General features: G+C 36.1%; 17 protein-coding genes, 2 pseudogenes and 1 riboswitch. Of the genes and pseudogenes, 8 read left to right on the forward strand and 11 right to left on the reverse strand.

Annotated features, from left to right (window positions below; translation table 11 throughout):
- Nucleotides 1-12: 12 nt before the first annotated feature.
- Nucleotides 13-1,470 carry a phospholipase gene (locus GX497_17895; protein HHY75052.1) on the reverse strand — a complete coding sequence of 486 codons (1,458 nt, stop codon included), beginning with the start codon at nucleotides 1,468-1,470 and terminating at the stop codon, nucleotides 13-15.
- A 165-nt stretch (nucleotides 1,471-1,635) separates the two neighbouring features.
- On the opposite strand from GX497_17895, the pseudogene GX497_17900 reads away from it, so the two are divergent.
- Nucleotides 1,636-2,207: pseudogene (locus GX497_17900) on the forward strand (Uma2 family endonuclease).
- On the opposite strand, the gene GX497_17905 reads toward GX497_17900, so the two are convergent.
- A complete protein-coding gene (locus GX497_17905) occupies nucleotides 2,204-2,542 on the reverse strand; it encodes a hypothetical protein (protein ID HHY75053.1) in 339 nt (112 codons plus the stop codon). The pseudogene GX497_17900 and the gene GX497_17905 sit on opposite strands and share 4 nt — an antisense overlap.
- A 119-nt stretch (nucleotides 2,543-2,661) precedes the next feature.
- Here GX497_17905 and GX497_17910 point away from each other — a divergent pair, with 119 nt between their 5' ends.
- Both GX497_17910 and GX497_17915 read left to right on the forward strand, forming a co-directional pair.
- Nucleotides 2,662-2,814 (forward strand): hypothetical protein, encoded by a 153-nt coding sequence (locus tag GX497_17910; GenBank protein ID HHY75054.1) that lies wholly within the window; start codon nucleotides 2,662-2,664, stop codon nucleotides 2,812-2,814.
- Between the two features lie 347 nt (nucleotides 2,815-3,161).
- Nucleotides 3,162-4,013 (forward strand): hypothetical protein, encoded by an 852-nt coding sequence (locus GX497_17915; GenBank protein HHY75055.1) that lies wholly within the window; start codon nucleotides 3,162-3,164, stop codon nucleotides 4,011-4,013.
- A gap of 142 nt (nucleotides 4,014-4,155) precedes the next feature.
- Here the strand turns inward: GX497_17915 and GX497_17920 are convergent, their stop codons facing one another.
- Nucleotides 4,156-5,547 carry a hypothetical protein gene (locus GX497_17920; protein HHY75056.1) on the reverse strand — a complete coding sequence of 464 codons (1,392 nt, stop codon included), beginning with the start codon at nucleotides 5,545-5,547 and terminating at the stop codon, nucleotides 4,156-4,158.
- Nucleotides 5,548-5,746: 199 nt separating this feature from the next.
- Nucleotides 5,747-6,250 (reverse strand): annotated as a pseudogene (gene groEL / locus GX497_17925) (chaperonin GroEL).
- A gap of 597 nt (nucleotides 6,251-6,847) precedes the next feature.
- On the opposite strand from groEL, the gene GX497_17930 reads away from it, so the two are divergent.
- Both GX497_17930 and GX497_17935 read left to right on the forward strand, forming a co-directional pair.
- A complete protein-coding gene (locus GX497_17930) occupies nucleotides 6,848-7,684 on the forward strand; it encodes a hypothetical protein (GenBank protein HHY75057.1) in 837 nt (278 codons plus the stop codon).
- A 445-nt stretch (nucleotides 7,685-8,129) separates the two neighbouring features.
- Entirely contained in the window at nucleotides 8,130-8,336 is a 207-nt protein-coding gene (locus GX497_17935; GenBank protein HHY75058.1) for a hypothetical protein, read from the forward strand.
- A gap of 262 nt (nucleotides 8,337-8,598) precedes the next feature.
- Here GX497_17935 and GX497_17940 read toward each other — a convergent pair whose 3' ends face one another.
- The 3 genes from GX497_17940 to GX497_17950 form a co-directional block, all read right to left on the reverse strand.
- Nucleotides 8,599-9,642 (reverse strand): Fic family protein, encoded by a 1,044-nt coding sequence (locus GX497_17940; GenBank protein ID HHY75059.1) that lies wholly within the window; start codon nucleotides 9,640-9,642, stop codon nucleotides 8,599-8,601.
- Between the two features lie 510 nt (nucleotides 9,643-10,152).
- A complete protein-coding gene (gene groL, locus GX497_17945) occupies nucleotides 10,153-11,775 on the reverse strand; it encodes a chaperonin GroEL (GenBank protein ID HHY75060.1) in 1,623 nt (540 codons plus the stop codon).
- 156 nt (nucleotides 11,776-11,931) lie between these two features.
- Nucleotides 11,932-12,216 (reverse strand): co-chaperone GroES, encoded by a 285-nt coding sequence (locus GX497_17950; GenBank protein HHY75061.1) that lies wholly within the window; start codon nucleotides 12,214-12,216, stop codon nucleotides 11,932-11,934.
- 212 nt (nucleotides 12,217-12,428) lie between these two features.
- Here GX497_17950 and GX497_17955 point away from each other — a divergent pair, with 212 nt between their 5' ends.
- The gene (locus tag GX497_17955) at nucleotides 12,429-13,193 is read left to right on the forward strand and encodes a CPBP family intramembrane metalloprotease (GenBank protein HHY75062.1); all 765 of its coding nucleotides are present in this window, start codon (nucleotides 12,429-12,431) and stop codon (nucleotides 13,191-13,193) included.
- Nucleotides 13,193-13,402 carry a YdiK family protein gene (locus GX497_17960; protein HHY75063.1) on the forward strand — a complete coding sequence of 70 codons (210 nt, stop codon included), beginning with the start codon at nucleotides 13,193-13,195 and terminating at the stop codon, nucleotides 13,400-13,402. The genes GX497_17955 and GX497_17960 overlap by 1 nt, the downstream gene beginning before the upstream one ends.
- Nucleotides 13,403-13,499: 97 nt before the next feature.
- Here the strand turns inward: GX497_17960 and GX497_17965 are convergent, their stop codons facing one another.
- Both GX497_17965 and moaC read right to left on the reverse strand, forming a co-directional pair.
- Complete coding sequence (locus GX497_17965; protein HHY75064.1) at nucleotides 13,500-14,138, reverse strand: redox-sensing transcriptional repressor Rex; 639 nt, start codon at nucleotides 14,136-14,138, stop codon at nucleotides 13,500-13,502.
- Nucleotides 14,139-14,162: 24 nt separating this feature from the next.
- The gene (moaC, locus tag GX497_17970) at nucleotides 14,163-14,654 is read right to left on the reverse strand and encodes a cyclic pyranopterin monophosphate synthase MoaC (GenBank protein HHY75065.1); all 492 of its coding nucleotides are present in this window, start codon (nucleotides 14,652-14,654) and stop codon (nucleotides 14,163-14,165) included.
- A 134-nt stretch (nucleotides 14,655-14,788) separates the two neighbouring features.
- Here moaC and GX497_17975 point away from each other — a divergent pair, with 134 nt between their 5' ends.
- Nucleotides 14,789-16,729, forward strand: a complete 1,941-nt coding sequence (locus GX497_17975; protein HHY75066.1) for an ABC-F family ATP-binding cassette domain-containing protein — start codon at nucleotides 14,789-14,791, stop codon at nucleotides 16,727-16,729.
- A 302-nt stretch (nucleotides 16,730-17,031) separates the two neighbouring features.
- Here the strand turns inward: GX497_17975 and GX497_17980 are convergent, their stop codons facing one another.
- Nucleotides 17,032-17,262, reverse strand: a complete 231-nt coding sequence (locus GX497_17980; protein HHY75067.1) for a hypothetical protein — start codon at nucleotides 17,260-17,262, stop codon at nucleotides 17,032-17,034.
- 60 nt (nucleotides 17,263-17,322) lie between these two features.
- Nucleotides 17,323-17,733, reverse strand: coding sequence for a peptide-methionine (S)-S-oxide reductase (locus GX497_17985; GenBank protein HHY75068.1), 411 nt, complete (start codon nucleotides 17,731-17,733; stop codon nucleotides 17,323-17,325).
- A 51-nt stretch (nucleotides 17,734-17,784) separates the two neighbouring features.
- A riboswitch (SAM riboswitch) is annotated at nucleotides 17,785-17,901 on the reverse strand.
- Nucleotides 17,902-18,109 lie beyond the last annotated feature (208 nt).

Genomic DNA, 18,109 nt, shown 5'->3' on the forward strand with positions numbered 1-18,109 from the left:
ATTCCCTCATTATTAAAACGTAGACAACCCACTCCATTCCTGAAAGCGATATGCCCAATATTTCACTTTTGAGTCATCTTTATATTTTTCATAATCTGCTGTGTAAATTCCGTCTTTATTTTCCCACACTCTTGTAAAATAGCTTTCTACTTCTTTTACAATGGCATGATCATTTTGGGCTGTGATTTTTACATCAGCCTCTAAGTTAAAATCGCCAATATTACGCTTTGTGAAGTTGGAGGAGCCGCCAATCAATATACTTTCCTCCGCTTTTTTTATGAATAATAATTTTGTATGATATTGCTCACCGTGCGTATCATACCATTTTACCTGAATTTTATTATCGCTTTTCTCGACTAATTCACTGGCAACAGGACGGTTTGGTATCCCATTTTTCTCCATTCCAAACGCATCTTTATTTGGATCTAATACAATTTGAACTGAAACCTCTCGATTTGCTGCTGCTAACAAGGATTGAATAACATCGCGATCAGAAAGATAAAACATCCCCAGCTTAATTTCATCACCCTTCACCGTGTCGTTCAAAACTTGGATGAGATGCTTTTTTATTTTACCTTCTGTAATAAAGCTTACCTTTACCTCTTCATCTTGATTGACTGCCCCCGTATCATTAGCTGCGGTTTTTTCGCTCGCCAATGCCGCCACAGCCACAGCATGCGGCTTAAATTTTTTATCAGACATAACGGCAACATGATTTTCAGAGTTTACAATATCCTCGATGATGTTCCCTTTTATTACAAAGGCAATATTTGAATGATAACCACTGGCATCATGTGGATTCGCTGATGTAATAATCGCTTGTTTTTCAGTTGCGATTAATTTTCGATGATTCGCTTTGAAATTCAACAGTTTTGTATATGATTTTAATTTCACTTTTGGCGAATCCTCGCTAAAAGGATTTGGCAGCCAGCCATTCTCAAAATCTCCAAGCCAACTAATGAAAGCACGATAAACCCCCGAATAGGCCGGATTAGAATCTCGTAATTTATTTAAATCTGTATAAACGACATTTACACCGCTTGCGAGCAATCGTTCTATATATTTTGTAGAGTAGGAGCCATAAAAGCTATTCATTTCGTCTGTTATAAACGTTATTTCTATTTGCGGATTTTCTTTACGTTTGTCAACAAGTGCATTCGTTAACTGCTCTGTTAGCTTTGGATATTGCTCCGTTTTATCGTAAGCATCATTGAATAAAAACATATCGATAACAATAAATTGCTCTGCTTCTGCGATTGTTTTCAAAATATTATTAAAAATAACTTGTTCACTATTTCTCGTTCCATCCTTTACATACGTTAAATCATATAAAAAATCGACATCATAGGATATATGCTCCTCTCCTTCAAAAGACAAGCCAGGCGGAATGCTTTTGTTATGACCGTATATCGCAAACATGATGACAACAGACAATATGATGAAGAGCAAATAGCGCTTTTTAAAATTCACCTTTTTCAAATGGAATCATCCTTTTTTATAAAAGTACCTTATTAAGCCTCTCAGCATTCCAATTTTAACACATTTTGATATAAAGAATTCTATTGCAATCCCATTTCCTAAACACCTGCCTGCTCGAATGTTATAATAAGGATAAGAAAATTGCGAGGTGATTACATGGCATATCCTGAACCGCAAAAAAGCTTATCATATGCAGATTATCTTTCATGGGATGAAGGTGTATTGTGTGAGGTTATTGATGGTGCAATTATCAGTATGCCTCCTTCTCCAACACCATTGCATCAAGATATTGCAGACGAATTAACAGCAGAATTCAAGATTTTTCTGCGTGATAAAAATTATAGGGCATTTTCTGCTCCAATTGATGTTTGTTTGCCAATAAAAAAATTAAAAATGTTGATATTAAAGACTGGGTCCAGCCTGACTTAATCGTTGTTTGTGACGAAAATAAAATTACTGATAAAAATATAATCGGTGCCCCTGATTTAGTAGTTGAGGTCCTTTCACCATCAACAGCTAAAAATGACCGCTTAATCAAATTTAACAGCTATGAAAAGGCAGGAGTTAAGGAATATTGGATTGTTGACCCATATAATCAGACAATTGAGGTATACCTTTTGGAAAACGGAGCATTTACGAGAAGCGGGGTCTATTTTAAGGATGAGACCATTAAAGTTCATTTATTTGATGATTTTCAAATTGATTTAAGCCTTATTTTTAAAAATTAGCCATTGTAAAATACATTCCGTAATGCAAATTCCTTTGGTGCGGAGATAATTCTTCTAATTCTAGCAAAAGACTCTTTTTCTACTCCAGGTATATAGGGTTCTTCTAATTTTAATTGTTCCGCATAAATCCAATCATATAATTTGGCATTTGGCTGTCTGTTCCCCACATATTCAATAACGGCTGCAATCTTTGTCAGCTTTTCTAATTCATCGATATTTAACCGTCCAATTTTATTTTCGTCAAACGATAGTTCCTTAAAATACCGTTCATAATTTGGTGAATAAAGGTCGATAAGCAAATTCGTTAGCCCCAAATTAAAGTCATCGGCTTTCATTATACCGAAAATTCTTTCCAAGGCTTATCCAAGTCCTTTCCAACATAGTTCAAGAATCTAGCACCAGAAATCGGCTTTTAAAACATATAAAGTTTTTGAGATAGTAAAGGGAGGGAAATTTGATTATATTTGATCATGGCTACGCATCGGAGGAAATGATTTCTATAATTGATGATAAAAATATAAAATATCTGATGAGATTACAAAAAAGCTTCGATAAAGAACTAGACGAAAGCAACAAAGAAGATTTGATGATGTTGACAAGCGCGTAAAAACCCTTGATAAAATTCTAGAAGATGACCTCCGAGCCGTACACCTATCAATCCTAACCGATACTTTGAACGGAAACATTCTACATGTAGCCTATCAAATGACTCCGAAAAGGTAGCTTATAAGGGCATTAGAAAAGCAGAGTATGTTTGTGAATATAATGAATAGAGTCCCTTTATTAGGGTAACCCCAAGTGGAGGGTGGAGATTACTTCAAAACCTTACCTATTCCTATTAGAACACTTGCCAAAGCTAACAGACATTTTATATTTTGTAAAGACAAAATATAAAGATTTTATTAAATCAATCCGATATATGGTATATGTTTCCAAAAAACAGGGAGGTATTTTATGAGTTTAAATGTACAAAATAATTTTTTAGCGAATGTAAACCGTATGTTTGACAACCATTCACTTAATAAGGATTTTGTTGATGAAGCCCAAAGAGATAAATTCGTTGATCGTGCAGTATCATTAAAAAATATGGGGCTGGATATTACTGAAGCAGCAAAAATTACTGGAAGCTTCTTTAGGGAATTTTCAAATGTTTCTACTCCTTCGGCAGGACCAATTCCTACACATGAAGAACGTGTTACGGCTGTAAGTAAAAGATATGCAGAAATGCGTGATGAGCTCGCCGAAATGTTCAAGGACAATGAAGATGAATATTATAGTCAAATGGAAAAATTAAACTTAGCTTTTAAGGGTGCTTTAGATAATACATGTCTAACACCAATTTACTCATTCAAGACAGTGGATGGTAAACTGCATGCATTTACTCAAGAACAAGAAGCAGAGCGAATAAAGTTTGAGGAAGAAGCCGCAAAGACTTATGCCGAATATGAACAATATAATAAAAATGTGCAAGATGTTATGAAAAATTTTCGAGAAAATTTGTTAAGGCATGTCAATACTTTTTATGAGGGCTTTATAAAGTCCATCCAGACAAATGACTTCAATACAGCTTTTCAAGAAAGCATGTCAATACTTAAAAACAGCGAAACTACATCATACAATGAAATATCCTATCCTGATATGGTTCATATCATGGACGTTATTAGTAATGTGCCAACCGAATTTGACGAACAAGGAATACCAATAAAAATGCGGTATAGTGCGGCTGATGAGTCTTTTAAGGCACTTATAGAAGATGAACGCGTACCCTACTCTGTCCGAAAAGCAATAGCTGATATTTTCAAATAAAGAAACAAAGATTGAAGTAGACAATATAGTTAAAGCCCTTGTATTACCGAATTAAAGGTAATGCAAGGGCTTTATTTACGACTTCTCTAATATTGCAAGAGAAGTCGTTTTTTGAACAAAATCTTTATTTGACTCAAAGTTTTTACTGCTTGAGACTGTCTAATAATCCAAGAACCTGTTTGCTTAATCCATCAATAGTTACATACATTTCTTGAGATTTATCAAGTTTTCCTTGGTTATATAAATCTATCGCTTTATAGCATTCATTATGAAATTGTGCATGAATTGAATCTAACGATTGAAATATTGAACTATCGCCAAACTGTTGTTTCCCTGCCCCAAAGTACCATTTTCCCAACCGACAAATTCGATGATCTTTTACTTTTTGTGCATCTAATTGTATTCTTCCTGAGAGCATACTTTCAATTCGCCATCTCCATAACATATGATCCGTCTTTGCCAAATCAATAATATCGTGTGCGCTAAAAGTGACTAGGTTGGAACCAATTTCGTTTCGCAATTTCTCAGTTGTTGTTCCTAATTGAAATAAATTTTCCGAGCTAGTAATAACGTCCTCAGTTGTTTTTGCTATTGTGCCCTTCATATCGCTTATAGTGGCTGTAACTTCTTGGAATGTTGCTGATTGCTCTTCGATCATAGGGGCAATTTCCGCTATTTCCCGAATGCCTCCTTCAAGCAAGTCCAACATTTGTTCCATATTTGTATAGCATTGGGTAATAGCTGAACTACTGTTATTCACTTTATCTGAAGTTACTTTAATTTTCTCGGACGTTTTCAAAGCTTCATCCTGAACACCTATGACATTTTGGCGAATATCGTGAACACTTTGCTTCGTTAATTCAGCAAGCTTTCGGATTTCCTTTGCCACGACAGCAAATCCTCGTCCATACTCTCCAGCTCGGGCAGCCTCAATCGATGCATTTAAAGCAAGTAAATTCGTTTGTTCAGCTATTTCAGAAATTAATTGTGTCATTTGACTAATAGAACTAACTTGCTGGTCCAATGACTCAACTTGTAATTTCAACAACTGGAATTCTTTGTGGATTTCGCGAATTTCTGCTACAGAGTTATGAAGTTCTTCTTTGACCTCTACTGCCGTATTTTTTACTTCTTCTATATTCTGAGATGCATGTGTATTGTTGCTTGAGACAGATTGAAGAGATGCTGCTAATTGCTCTGATGCCGAAACAATGGTATCAAGGTTGACACTTAACTCTATCGATTCTTTTTTCACTTTATTTATGAACGAATTTTCATCTATACTAACAGAAACGATATTGGTAAGGTCTAACGAAATGTCTCGTAGTTGGTTTTCATAGCCATCAAGTAATTGATTTACCAATAGTGCAATCTCATAGCACGGATGTTCTTCTTCGACTTCCACCCTGCTTGTCAAATTGCCGTTAATCGCATTTTGCAAGACAGCCCTGATTTCCTCTGTACAGCTATTCATTTGGTCGATTTTTACTGAACTTTTATCCGAGCCATTTTCTTTGAACATCCAACCAATCATAATTAGAATCACCTACAGCCTTTTAAAACTTTTTTATAAAAGGTATTAGGTACATCTTACCAAACTGCTATCTGGAAATACAGTTTATTTTTGATATATTATTTTAAAAAGCTTATTAAATAAAAAGACTACCCCCTTTTCCAATAGGGAGTAGCCTTTATTAATCTTCAATATTTATTTTTCGCCTCACGGGGCAGGATTACATCATGCCCATGCCGCCCATATCAGGCATTGCAGGCTCTTGCTCTGGAATGTCAGCTACTACTGCTTCTGTTGTTAAGAACATAGCAGCTACTGATGTTGCGTTTTGTAATGCAGAACGAGTCACTTTCGTTGGGTCAACGATACCAGCTTCAACCATGTTTACCCATTCGCCAGTTGCAGCGTTGAAACCAACACCAACTTTTTCATTTTTAAGACGTTCTACGATTACAGAACCTTCTAAACCAGCATTAGCAGCAATGTTCACTAAAGCAGTACCACCACCAGCTACGATACCTTCTTCCACTGCCGCACGAGTTGCGTTTAGAGCGTATTCGATGCGAAGCTTCTTCTCTTTTAATTCAGTTTCAGTAGCAGCTCCAACTTTGATTACAGGTACACCGCTAGTAAGTTTAGCTAAGCGCTCTTGTAATTTTTCCTTATCAAACTCAGAAGTTGTTTCTTCCATTTGCTTACTGATTTGGTTTACACGACTTGAAATATTGATACCGTGTACAGAGTAACCTTGACATTTCCAATAATCGGATACTTTTCGATAGTTTTATAGTGCTTTAACCGAGACATTCTACTAAACCTTTATTACTCCCTTCTACCAGCACTTCTATAAAATACTTCAATATTTTTGCAACAAACTCATCAAAGGTCTGCATAAATCCCCTCACTTTTGAAATAAATGCAGGTCTTGGTTCTAAAAGATTAATAGTTTGTCAAATTCATCACACAAATACAGAGGTTTATCCCAAATTTCAGGGAGTCTATCCCAAATCTATTGAATAATATGGTGAATGATGTAGTATTGAGGAAAACTTAGGTATTTGTGAAAGGTAGTAATTGTTGATTACGAGAATTTCACAATTTCTTGTTAAAGGTAACCGTTGCAAACAGTTATTATAGGGAAGATGACCTTTCGCAATATAGATTTGAGCTCTAAATTGGTGATTTTATTGTTGTAATTGTAGCGCAAATTCCTGTAGCTATGTATTAGGTACTTATTATATTCTTGGTTGTCCCTTCTTCATCTTAGCCGGCAAGATGAAGAAGTAGAAACAATATAGCAAAAAATAGGAAGGGTTTTTAAATGAAAAGAAGTGTCATAGTATTATTAACTATCGTCATGGTATTGTCGTTTGGTTTAAATTCTTTTGCAAGTTCAAGTGTTTCAAAGGATTCAGATACCGCACAAAATGATAGGTTTAAAAAGATTCAAGAAATATATGATGTGCCAACGGAAGTTTTGGAAAGTTTAGATGAAGAAACACTGCAAATCTTTACTACTGATGTAAAACTGGATGACATATCTTCTAAAACAATATATGTTAAGTTTACAGAAAATGAAGACGGAACAATTAAAACTGAAAATTATGCAGAGAACGAATACTTAAAACAAAGAGCATTTGAAATTTATCAGAATGTAACAAGTGCAGATTGGATGAAAATCCACTTAGTTTTATCACCAAAAAGCGACGGGAAAACAGCTGAAGCTTCTGGAGCTTTTACATGGCTGACTTATCCGTCTTTGAGAATGAAGGACGTCGTTGGTATTGTTATACAAAACGGTGTAGTAACTAATGGTACTGCAACTGGTTTTTACACCTATACAACATCTCAGGGTGCAACTACTACAAATTGGACTTCTGGATTTAATTATTTCTTAGGTGGTGTAACTAAAGTTCAAAATCTCGCAAAACCAGATTATCCGGTAAATTCCGATTATATGTTCATAAAATTCCAATTTACTAAATCTAATGAACCAGCAGAAGCCCTTTATGGAACATATGGACACCAGGTACTAACAATAAACATTAGTAACCCTGTTTTTGAATTATCAAGAAATAATGGTAAATTAAAACCAATGAACTTCTATTTTGGCACGGAATATAATGAAACTACTGATTATCAAAGTAAAACGTGGTAAAAGAATGTATAATTATTAAACTTAGCTTTTAAGGCACTTGCAAGAAACCAAAATATAAAAGTGGCAACCTTTATAATAATTGTTCAACTTTTGCGCCAATAAAACAAGTACTATTCATTGAATTAATGAGATTAAGATCCATCTATCTGTTATCCCGCTTGACAATTTAATTTTGGTAAAAACGGAAGGCGCCTCGTTCGTAGGTATCGTAAGATTCTCAAAAAATCACTATCATACAGAAGAGGCGCTCACTACATAACGACCGAAACATTCGATACAATCAACTACCAAAAAAAATTTGATTCTATGTTTTTTCTAGATTGAAGTAAAAAATATTTACGCAAAAAGCAAAAGCTAAAAAATTTTCAATCATAAAGACTTGGTTCTCTTCAGGATGATTAAGAAGATAGATAAACGGTAAAACTTTTTGGGGAGTTGGAAATTTATGTTATTATTTTTGATTAAATTCAGTTTCCTAATAAATCCGATTTTCGCAATTGTTTTTTGTATAAATCTAATATCGTTAATAAAAAAAGTCGCTAAAGACCCAAATGCAGATATCGAAAAACATGCAGTGCGGTTAACAATATCTGCTACGTATATAGTACTTTCCTTAACTGCGTTGTTAAATCTCATTTTGAATCGGCTTTAACTTTTTTTACAAGTTTTATTCAATAAGCACATTTACAACAAAACAGACTACTCCCTATAACCAGATAGGGGGAAGTCTTTACTTTTTTATAAAACTTCATGCCCGGCTATGCGGGGATTACATCATTCCCATGCCGCCCATGTAAGGCATTCCAGGAGCTTCTTTCTCAGGGATGTCAGCAAACAACTGCTTCAATTTTTAAGATGCTCAACGATAACTGAGCCTTCTAAGCCAGCGTTAGCGAACATGGTACCTATACTCCCTATAATTTCCTCCACTTCGCATTTCTACCCAACCCTATAGGTTCAATGACCTGTTGTACTTTTAGTTCATTTAACACACGATTAATGGTTGCTTCGCTAACATCTGGACAAGCGTTACGAATATCTGATTTTGTGAAATAGCCCAGTTTCTTTTCGATATAGTCATGGATTCGTTGGCTTTTTCCGCCTATTTGCGTTTCAATAATGCCGACTCGGCTTTCTAAATCTTTATACGCTGCAATAAATGTACCTAATAAATAATTCAACCATGGGAAAATATTGTTTTTATTTTCATGCCAACCGATAGAAGATGTTCTTAATGATTCATAATAATCTTCTTTCGACTCTTCAATGATTTTTTCCAAACTAATATAGCGACCTACTTCGTAGCCGAATTTATACAACAATAATAAGGTCAATAATCGCGCCATTCTCCCATTCCCATCATTAAAGGGATGGACGGATAAGAAATCTAATATAAAAATACTAATTAAAATAAGAGGTTCTACATCTGATTTCACCATTCGCTCCCTCAACTCTTCACACAATCTCTGCATCGCAGTTGGAGTCTCGAATGCAGAAAGAGGTTGAAAGCGAATACGCTTCGTGCCATCTACAAATGTTTCACTGATAATATTATCAACGTTTTTCCATCGTCCGCCTTCGATTGGATTATAACGATACAATTCTTTATGTAATTGTAAAATTACACTTTCTCTTATAGGAATGGCATCATATGAGGAATGAACAAGTTGTAATACATCTCGATAGCCAGCAATTTCACCCTCTGAACGATCTTTCAAATCAATATCATTTTGCATGATACTTTTTAATCGACTATCTGTAATAATAATCCCTTCGATGGCATTAGACGCTTTAGTGGATTGAATTACTGCTACATCCTTTAGTGTTTCTAAAATTTGCGGCGCTTGTTGTTTATATAGCTCTTGCTTACCTTTATATTCATTGATTTTAGCTATTAAATTTACTGTTTCCATCGGCATCATTAATTGCTTTAATTGTTCATATTGAAATGTTCTCATTACTTCACCTTTTGAAAAATTAATAATCCAGTTAAAACTAATTCATGTCCTACAAGCATAATTGACTAATATAAACTAGTTAATGGATATGTTCATTGTAATATAAACATGTTCATTGTACAAGGGATTAAGCGAAGCGAAATCTCATTCTGATATTAAAAATAAGCGGAGTTTTTTCTGTTGGACTGCAGAATAGAGCTTGGTTCTGGGGATATAAGTGGAGGTTTTCCGGTTAAGCAAAGCAGAATTACTCATTTTCACGTTTTTCGAGTCAATAGTCGGAATCCTTCCGTCTATTTAGGCTATTTTCAGTGTTATTTCTTAATCAAGAGAAATTTCTCCGCTTATTATTACACTTGTTTTAATGAATAAAAGAAATATTTGCGCCGCTTCAATCTAAAAAGACTACTCCACTTTTCAGTAGAGTAGTCTTTCATTGTTTTTATAAAGCATTTCGTAAAAATGGAGCAGGAGAACCGTCCCCATGTTCCACACCGAACGTGGCAGGGATTACATCATTCCCATTCCGCCCATTCCGCCCATATCAGGCATTGCAGGCTCTTGCTCTGGAATGTCAGCTACTACTGCTTCTGTTGTTAAGAACATAGCAGCTACAGATGTTGCGTTTTGTAATGCAGAACGAGTCACTTTCGTTGGGTCAACGATACCAGCTTCAACCATGTTTACCCATTCGCCAGTTGCAGCGTTGAAACCAACGCCAACTTTTTCATTTTTAAGACGTTCTACGATTACTGAACCTTCTAAGCCAGCATTAGCAGCGATTTGACGAACTGGCTCTTCTAATGCACGTAATACGATGCTTTGTCCAGTTGCTTCGTCACCTTCTAACTCAAGAGCTGCTACTTTGTTGTAAACGTTCACTAGAGCAGTACCACCACCAGCTACGATACCTTCTTCCACTGCCGCACGAGTTGCGTTTAATGCGTCTTCGATGCGAAGCTTCTTCTCTTTTAATTCAGTTTCAGTAGCAGCACCAACTTTGATTACAGCTACACCGCCTGCTAATTTAGCTAAGCGCTCTTGTAATTTTTCCTTATCAAACTCAGAAGTTGTTTCTTCCATTTGTTTGCGGATTTGGTTTACGCGGCCTGCGATATCGCTAGAATCGCCAGCACCTTCAACGATTGTTGTATTTTCTTTAGTAACAACAACTTTAGAAGCGCGTCCTAGTTGTTCGATAGATGCAGATTTAAGATCTAAACCGATATCTTCAGTAATTACTTGACCACCAGTTAAGATTGCGATATCTTCTAGCATTGCTTTACGACGGTCACCGAAGCCAGGAGCTTTAACAGCTACTGCATTAAACGTACCACGAAGTTTGTTAACTACTAATGTTGCAAGTGCTTCACCTTCAACATCTTCAGCAATCATTAATAATGGCTTGCCTTGTTGCACTACTTGTTCTAATACAGGTAAGATTTCTTGAATGCTAGCAATTTTCTTATCTGTAATTAAAATATATGGGTTTTCAAGAACAGCTTCCATTTTTTCTGAATTTGTTACCATATATGGTGAAGAGTAGCCACGGTCAAATTGCATACCTTCTACTACCTCTAATTCAGTTGTGAAGCCTTTTGATTCTTCGATTGTGATAACGCCGTCATTACCTACGCGCTCCATTGCTTCAGCAATTAATTGACCTACTTCATCATTGTCAGCTGAAATTGCTGCAACTTGTGCGATAGATTCTTTACCTTGGATTGGCTTAGAAATAGCTTTTAATTCTTCTACAGCTGCTTGAGTTGCTTTTTCAATACCTTTACGGATTCCCATTGGGTTAGCGCCAGCTGTTACATTCTTTAAGCCTTCGCGGATTAATGCTTGAGCTAATACAGTTGCAGTAGTAGTACCGTCACCAGCAACATCATTTGTTTTGCTTGCTACTTCAGCAACTAATTTTGCACCCATGTTTTCGAATGCATCTGGTAATTCGATTTCTTTTGCGATTGTTACACCATCATTTGTAATTAATGGAGAACCGAATTTTTTCTCTAATACAACATTACGTCCTTTTGGTCCAAGTGTTACTTTAACTGCGTTTGCTAATGCGTCTACACCACGTAGCATCGCACGACGAGCATCTTCACTAAATTTAATTTCCTTTGCCATTAAAGTTGTACCTCCTCAAATTTTTATATCAATTCTATTTAGATTACTTTGACAAGGGTGATCTACTATGTAAGGAGACTAGTAGATCTATCTGGCGAAAATGACATAAAAGTGAGTCTTAACACACTTCATTTACTTTTCCGCGTTCAAGACCACTTAGCCTACAATTGCTAAAACATCATTTTCGCGAATAATTAAATACTCTTTACCTTCATATTTCACTTCTGTACCCGCATATTTTGAGAAAATGATGCGATCGCCTTCTTTTACTTCTAAAGCAACCTTCTCACCACTATCTAATACACGGCCAGTACCAACTGCTACAACGCGGCCTTCTTGCGGCTTTTCCTTCGCAGTATCTGGTAAAACGATTCCACTAGCAGTTTTTTCTTCTGCTTCTACAAGCTCAATAACAACACGGTCACCTAATGGTTTTAACAAGTGAAACACCCTCCTAAAATAAATTTGTAATGAAGTTAATTGATTTTTATTAGCACTCGTTAGACTTGAGTGCTAACACATTTATAATAATAAATAATCAACTACATTTTTGCAAGCAAAAACTATATTGTTTTTGTAAAAATTAACCTACCTGTCCATTATTAACGATAATTTTAACAAGCAATCATCTTTTTTTAGGATTTTCGATATGTATGTTAAAATACAAAAGTAGCTTATTATCGATAGTCAAAGGGGCATTTACATTGAATAGCAGATACTTGCTTACTATTTTAACGTATATACTAGTCCAGTTTTCGGGGATTATCTTCGGTGTGAAATTACTTCTAGCAAATGGAGTTTCAAGAGAGCACGCCATGGCAATTTGGACTGTGATTAGTTTTTCGGTCGGACTACTTATTGTGCTGTTAATCTTAATTCCAGATATGAAAGAACGCCATCAAACAGTAGGCCGGGTGTCAAGACTTGCGGCGATGGGATGGGCGAGTATTGGAGTAGTCCTCGCATTTTTAGCGCAAATCGTTGCTGCCCAAATTGAAATGCTTCTTGGTATTGAAGTGGGATCGGAGAACACAGAAATATTGGTGAAAATCGCCATGGAGACACCCATTTTTATTGTTGTTACATCAGTGATTGGGCCAATTTTTGAAGAAATCATTTTCAGGCAAATTATTTTTGGCAGCCTTTATAAAAAGTTTAATTTTTGGATTGCCGCCATTGTTAGCTCATTAATTTTTGCGGCGGTGCATTTTGACTTTACCCATATTATCATTTATACAGCAATGGGGCTTGTCTTTGCCTTTCTCTATGTCAAAACAAAAAGAATTCTTGTACCAATAGTGGCCCATGTTTCGATGAACAGCTTCGTTGTACTAATCCGTGTCTTTTTTGCCGATGATATTGAAAAACTACAGACGCAATACGAACAATTGCAAAGCTTTATTGGAGGATTTTTATAATGAAAACAACACCGTACACAATGGCGCTAATCTACGCAGCAATGGGGGCGCTTTTTACATATTTGGCGATTAAAAGTGCGCAGGAGACAATCTGGAACTTTTCGACTGTTTTATTAATGTTGATTGCTGCATTTGACTTTTCTACTTCGATTCGCTTTTTTCTATATAAAAAATATATTCAAAAGCAAAAGCAATCTAAGGACCAGTGATTGATTAACCATTAAGAAAGTGGCTGTCGTTTAAAAGACAGCCACTTTTTATGTTCACTATTGAACATATTATTGCGTAAACGCCTAGACCAACTATTTAGCTTAACGGATAGTGTTTTAAAAAATAAATTAATGACTGTAGCTCTACTGATAAATCAATATGATGAATTCTAATATCAGCTGGGACATTTATTCTTGCTGGGGTAAAATTCAAAATTCCTTTTATTCCTGATGCAACGAGACGATCGGTTATCTGCTGAGCCGCTTGTGCAGGCACCGTCAAAATGGCGACTTCCAATTCCCCTGCGATTTTACTCTCCAATTCATCCATATGGTAGACAGGAACCCCGCCAATAACATCGCCGACTTTTGAGGTAGCAACATCAAATGCCATGACAATCTTTGAATTATTATTTTTCATGAAATTATATTGTAAAAACGCTGTTCCTAGATTGCCAACACCAATTAAACAGACATTTACAACTTCATCTTGGCTTAATGTTTGTCTAAAAAAAGATAGCAAATAGTTTACATTGTACCCATAGCCTTTTTTTCCCAGCGCCCCAAAATAAGAAAAATCACGGCGAATCGTTGCAGAATCAACCTTTACCGCATCACTTAGCTCTTTTGAGGAAACGCGCTGTTTCCCTGAAGCATGTAAATTTGCAATAAATCGATAATATAACGGCAAGCGTTTCGCGGTCGCTTGCGGTATTTTATTTTTATCAAAAGTCATACCATACCCCGCCATTCTATTAGTCTATTCTACTAAATCCTTTCTACGAAAATCCCCGCTTTTTCCGCCAGTCTTTTCAACTAAATATGTTGGACCGATGACCATGCCTTTATCAACTGCTTTACACATATCATAAACAGTTAATGCAGTAGCAGCTGCGGCTGTTAACGCTTCCATCTCTACGCCTGTGCTTCCTTTTGTTTTAACCGTTGTTTCAATATGTAAAATGTAATCTGGCGTTTTTTCCTCCCATGAAAAAGAAATATTAACACCCTTTAGCATTAACGGGTGACACATCGGAATCCAGTCGGATGTTTTCTTAGCTGCCATCACACCTGCTACTTGAGCAACAGCTAATACATCGCCCTTTTTCATTTTATTGTCTTTTATTTTTGTGTAAATTTCTTCATTTACTTTGATGCTTGAATGAGCAATAGCCGTGCGCACTGTTTCGTTCTTTTCCATTATATCTACCATTTTAGCACGACCTTGTTCATTAAAGTGAGTGAAAGTCATTTTTTTCTTCATCCCCCTATATGTATATATTAATATAAAATGTTGTCGATGATAATTAATTTTTTCCAAAAGGTGATTTGTTGCCTGTACATCTAAATTTAAGATAAACTATTGTCTTGAAGAGGTGAACGGAGATGATACTACTTCAAGTCAATCAACTGACCAAATATTATGGTGCTGACCTTATTTTAGCGAATATTAAATTGGAAGTACAATCAAAAAATAGAATTGCTCTTGTTGGTAGAAACGGTGCAGGAAAATCAACTTTACTAAAAATTATCTCAGGGCAAATGTCTTACGATGGCGGCGATCTTATTAAGCCTAAAGGCTTGAGTATCGGCTATCTTGCCCAAGATACAGGCTTAGAGTCAAGCCTCTCCATTTGGGATGAAATGCTCACCGTTTTTCAACATTTACGAATAAAGGAAAAAAAACTGCGTGAATTGGAATCGAAAATGGGCGACCCCGATTTTCTTGAGAATCCAGAAAGATACGAAAAATTATTAAAAGAGTATGATGAGCTTCAGGTGGCTTTCAAAGATGAAGGCGGCTATCAATATGAGTCCGATATTCGCACGGTATTACATGGTCTTAATTTTGGAGATTTTGATTATACAACACCGATTGCAACGTTAAGCGGTGGGCAAAAAACACGGTTAGCGATGGCCAAGCTCTTATTGACAAAACCAGAGCTGTTAATTCTCGATGAACCAACAAACCATTTAGATATTGAAACTCTTAGCTGGCTTGAACAATATTTACAAGGCTACCCCGGAGCATTATTAATTGTCTCCCATGACCGCTATTTTCTTGATAAAGTCGTTACTGAAGTCTATGAATTATCACGGACGAACTGTCGGCGATCCCCTGGCAACTACAGTAAATATTTAGAAGAGAGTGCTGCCCTTTATGAGCAAGAGCTAAAGCAATTTGAAAAACAGCAAGAGGAAATTTCAAAATTAAAAGATTTTGTACAGCGAAATATTGCTAGAGCCTCAACAACAAAACGTGCGCAAAGCCGCAGAAGACAGCTTGAAAAAATGAAAGTATTGGGGCGTCCACAAGGGGATGAAAAATCCGCTTCATTTTCCTTCGATATTGAAAAGCAAAGCGGCAACGATGTGTTGATGGTCGATGGCTTATCCGTTTCCTATCCAGGAAAAGAACCTATTTTAAAGGATGTATCCTTTCAGTTAAAACGCGAAGAAAGCGTGGCCTTAGTGGGGCCAAATGGAATCGGGAAATCCACTTTGCTAAAGGCCATTACAAAACAACTGGAGGCCACCACTGGTACAATTACCTATGGCTCGAATGTAATGATTGGCTACTACGACCAACAGCAGGCTAATTTAACATCTAATAAGACAGTCCTGAATGAACTATGGGATGAATATCCGTTGAAGCAAGAAAAAGAAATTAGAACAGTGCTTGGCAACTTTTTATTTAGCGGCGATGATGTTTTAAAAATTGTCTCCTCCTTAAGCGGCGGGGAAAAAGCTCGCTTAGCTTTGGCCAATCTAATGATGCAAAAAGCGAATTTGTTAATTTTGGACGAGCCGACAAACCATTTGGATCTTGATAGTAAGGAAGTCTTGGAAAATGCTTTAATAGATTACCCAGGGACGATTTTGTTTGTATCCCATGACCGCTATTTTATTAATAGATTAGCAACTAGAGTGATTGAATTATCCACAGAAGGACTTGAGTCGTACTTGGGTGATTATGATTATTATGTGAATAAAAAAGCAGAAATGGAAGAGTTAGCACAGCTGGAAATGGCCGCTCGTCCTGAATCTAAGTTGCAAGTGCAAACGGTGCAACCTGATTCCGACAAAGCAAGGTATGAACAAGACAAAGAGCAAAAACGGAAAGAGCGTCAGCTTAAACGCCGGATTGAAGAGATTGAACAGCAAATCGAGGAAATCGAAACGAAAATAGCCGAAAACGAAGAACTGCTCTGTGACCCTGATGTTTACCAAGATTACGAGAAGGCTGCAGAGTTAAACAGCGAAAACGAAAAATACAATAAACAGCTAGAAGCTCTCATAGAAGAATGGGAGTCGCTTCAGTATTAGCTACAAAAACGCTCGGAGAATGATTTACTCCGAGCGTTTTTTGTCTATTTTTGCGGAATTTTAGTCAAATTAATTTCAACAGTTATCGCTATATTTCAAATGTATTCACACTATCCACAGTGTTATGCACAGAAACCACCACTTTTTATCAGTATTTTATAAAGTTATTAACATTGTCCACAGAAAAACTCCTAGTTACCCACATTTTTTATAAACAGTTGAAAAACCTACTATGTCGGAATTTGTTGAAGTTATCCACCTTCACTGTTATCTGTGGATAACTTTTGTCCACATAGACAAATCTATTCCTCAACTTTTTTACCTCTCATTAATTTTTCAAATCCCTTCATCCCAGAGTCTTGGCTGGGAGTGTAATTAAAAGGGTTGCCCTCCTGCTCCAACTCCATTCTAGCATTAACCTGGATGCCTATTGTTGCACCAGCCGATGCTGTTGGATCATTAATAATGCTTTCTTTTTCTCCATCAAAATGAGGCGTTACTCTAACACGTTGACTTTCACTATTGCGTGACATTTTGATCATCTCCTTGTTTGTTAAGATAGCTCAAAGGAGAGTGAACTATTCAAGATGACATTAGGATTTTAATACAGCATAGCAGTCTCCTACAGGCGTGATTTTTGTAGTAATTTCCCCGTTAAATCTTTCATTTAACTCTATTTTCTTTTGCTTAGCAATCTTTAATTGATTTACATTGGAAAAGAAAATGATAGACTGATTTGTCCCGATTTGCCGATGTTCTTCAGATTTACTTGTTGGGTCATGTAAATCAAAAAATAACTCCACCAATTCCCCATAAGAAACTTTCCAAGGATTAAACCATATTTCCACAACGTCTAGTGCTTTTTCCTTCAGATAACTTAGTTGAAGGTCTTCAATACCTCTCACACCTGAAACGAAAGCATTTTGGCTAAAAAATCCATTTGCTGCAAAGACTGCCTTTTCCATTTTTAACTCGCTCCTCCCGAGCGATAAAGCTTCTTCCATTTAAAAAACCTCTCTTAATTTTAAGAGAGGTCTGTATGATAAAATACATTTCTCTCATCTTTCAAAAGTTAAATAACTTTTGCAGGAATTAGCACCGTTCAAATCAACTATTGATTTGATGGTTGCCGGGTTTCATCGGGCCAGTCCCTCCACCACTCTGGATAAGAAGTTTATCGCTATTAATTTTTTTATTTGTTTTTCTAACATTACCATGTTGTTTACGTTTTTACAAGCACTTTCTTAATAAAACGGGAGTTTTACACCTAATTCAAATAAAAAGTGACTGTAAGCCAACGTAGGCTTATATTTTTTTGTCAAATTTCGCATATAAATAATGGCGTACTAATCCGTACAGTGTTATAATTAAAGTATATTA

The sequence above is a fragment of the Bacillus sp. (in: firmicutes) genome (assembly GCA_012842745.1).
Lineage (GTDB): Bacteria > Bacillota > Bacilli > Bacillales > Bacillaceae_J > Schinkia.

Excerpts from the sequence above, each read along its gene's own strand:
- GX497_17985 (HHY75068.1), bottom strand. The coding sequence starts at position 17,733 with ATGGAAGAAGCTTTATCGCTCGGGAGGAGCGAGTTAAAAATGGAAAAG.
- GX497_17960 (HHY75063.1), top strand. The coding sequence starts at position 13,193 with ATGAAAACAACACCGTACACAATGGCGCTAATCTACGCAGCAATGGGG.
- GX497_17930 (HHY75057.1), top strand. The coding sequence starts at position 6,848 with ATGAAAAGAAGTGTCATAGTATTATTAACTATCGTCATGGTATTGTCG.
- GX497_17920 (HHY75056.1), bottom strand. The coding sequence starts at position 5,547 with ATGATTGGTTGGATGTTCAAAGAAAATGGCTCGGATAAAAGTTCAGTA.
- groL (HHY75060.1), bottom strand. The coding sequence starts at position 11,775 with ATGGCAAAGGAAATTAAATTTAGTGAAGATGCTCGTCGTGCGATGCTA.
- GX497_17965 (HHY75064.1), bottom strand. The coding sequence starts at position 14,138 with ATGACTTTTGATAAAAATAAAATACCGCAAGCGACCGCGAAACGCTTG.
- GX497_17935 (HHY75058.1), top strand. The coding sequence starts at position 8,130 with ATGTTATTATTTTTGATTAAATTCAGTTTCCTAATAAATCCGATTTTC.
- GX497_17975 (HHY75066.1), top strand. The coding sequence starts at position 14,789 with ATGATACTACTTCAAGTCAATCAACTGACCAAATATTATGGTGCTGAC.
- GX497_17955 (HHY75062.1), top strand. The coding sequence starts at position 12,429 with ATGTTAAAATACAAAAGTAGCTTATTATCGATAGTCAAAGGGGCATTT.
- GX497_17940 (HHY75059.1), bottom strand. The coding sequence starts at position 9,642 with ATGAGAACATTTCAATATGAACAATTAAAGCAATTAATGATGCCGATG.
- moaC (HHY75065.1), bottom strand. The coding sequence starts at position 14,654 with ATGACTTTCACTCACTTTAATGAACAAGGTCGTGCTAAAATGGTAGAT.
- GX497_17905 (HHY75053.1), bottom strand. The coding sequence starts at position 2,542 with ATGAAAGCCGATGACTTTAATTTGGGGCTAACGAATTTGCTTATCGAC.
- GX497_17915 (HHY75055.1), top strand. The coding sequence starts at position 3,162 with ATGAGTTTAAATGTACAAAATAATTTTTTAGCGAATGTAAACCGTATG.
- GX497_17980 (HHY75067.1), bottom strand. The coding sequence starts at position 17,262 with ATGTCACGCAATAGTGAAAGTCAACGTGTTAGAGTAACGCCTCATTTT.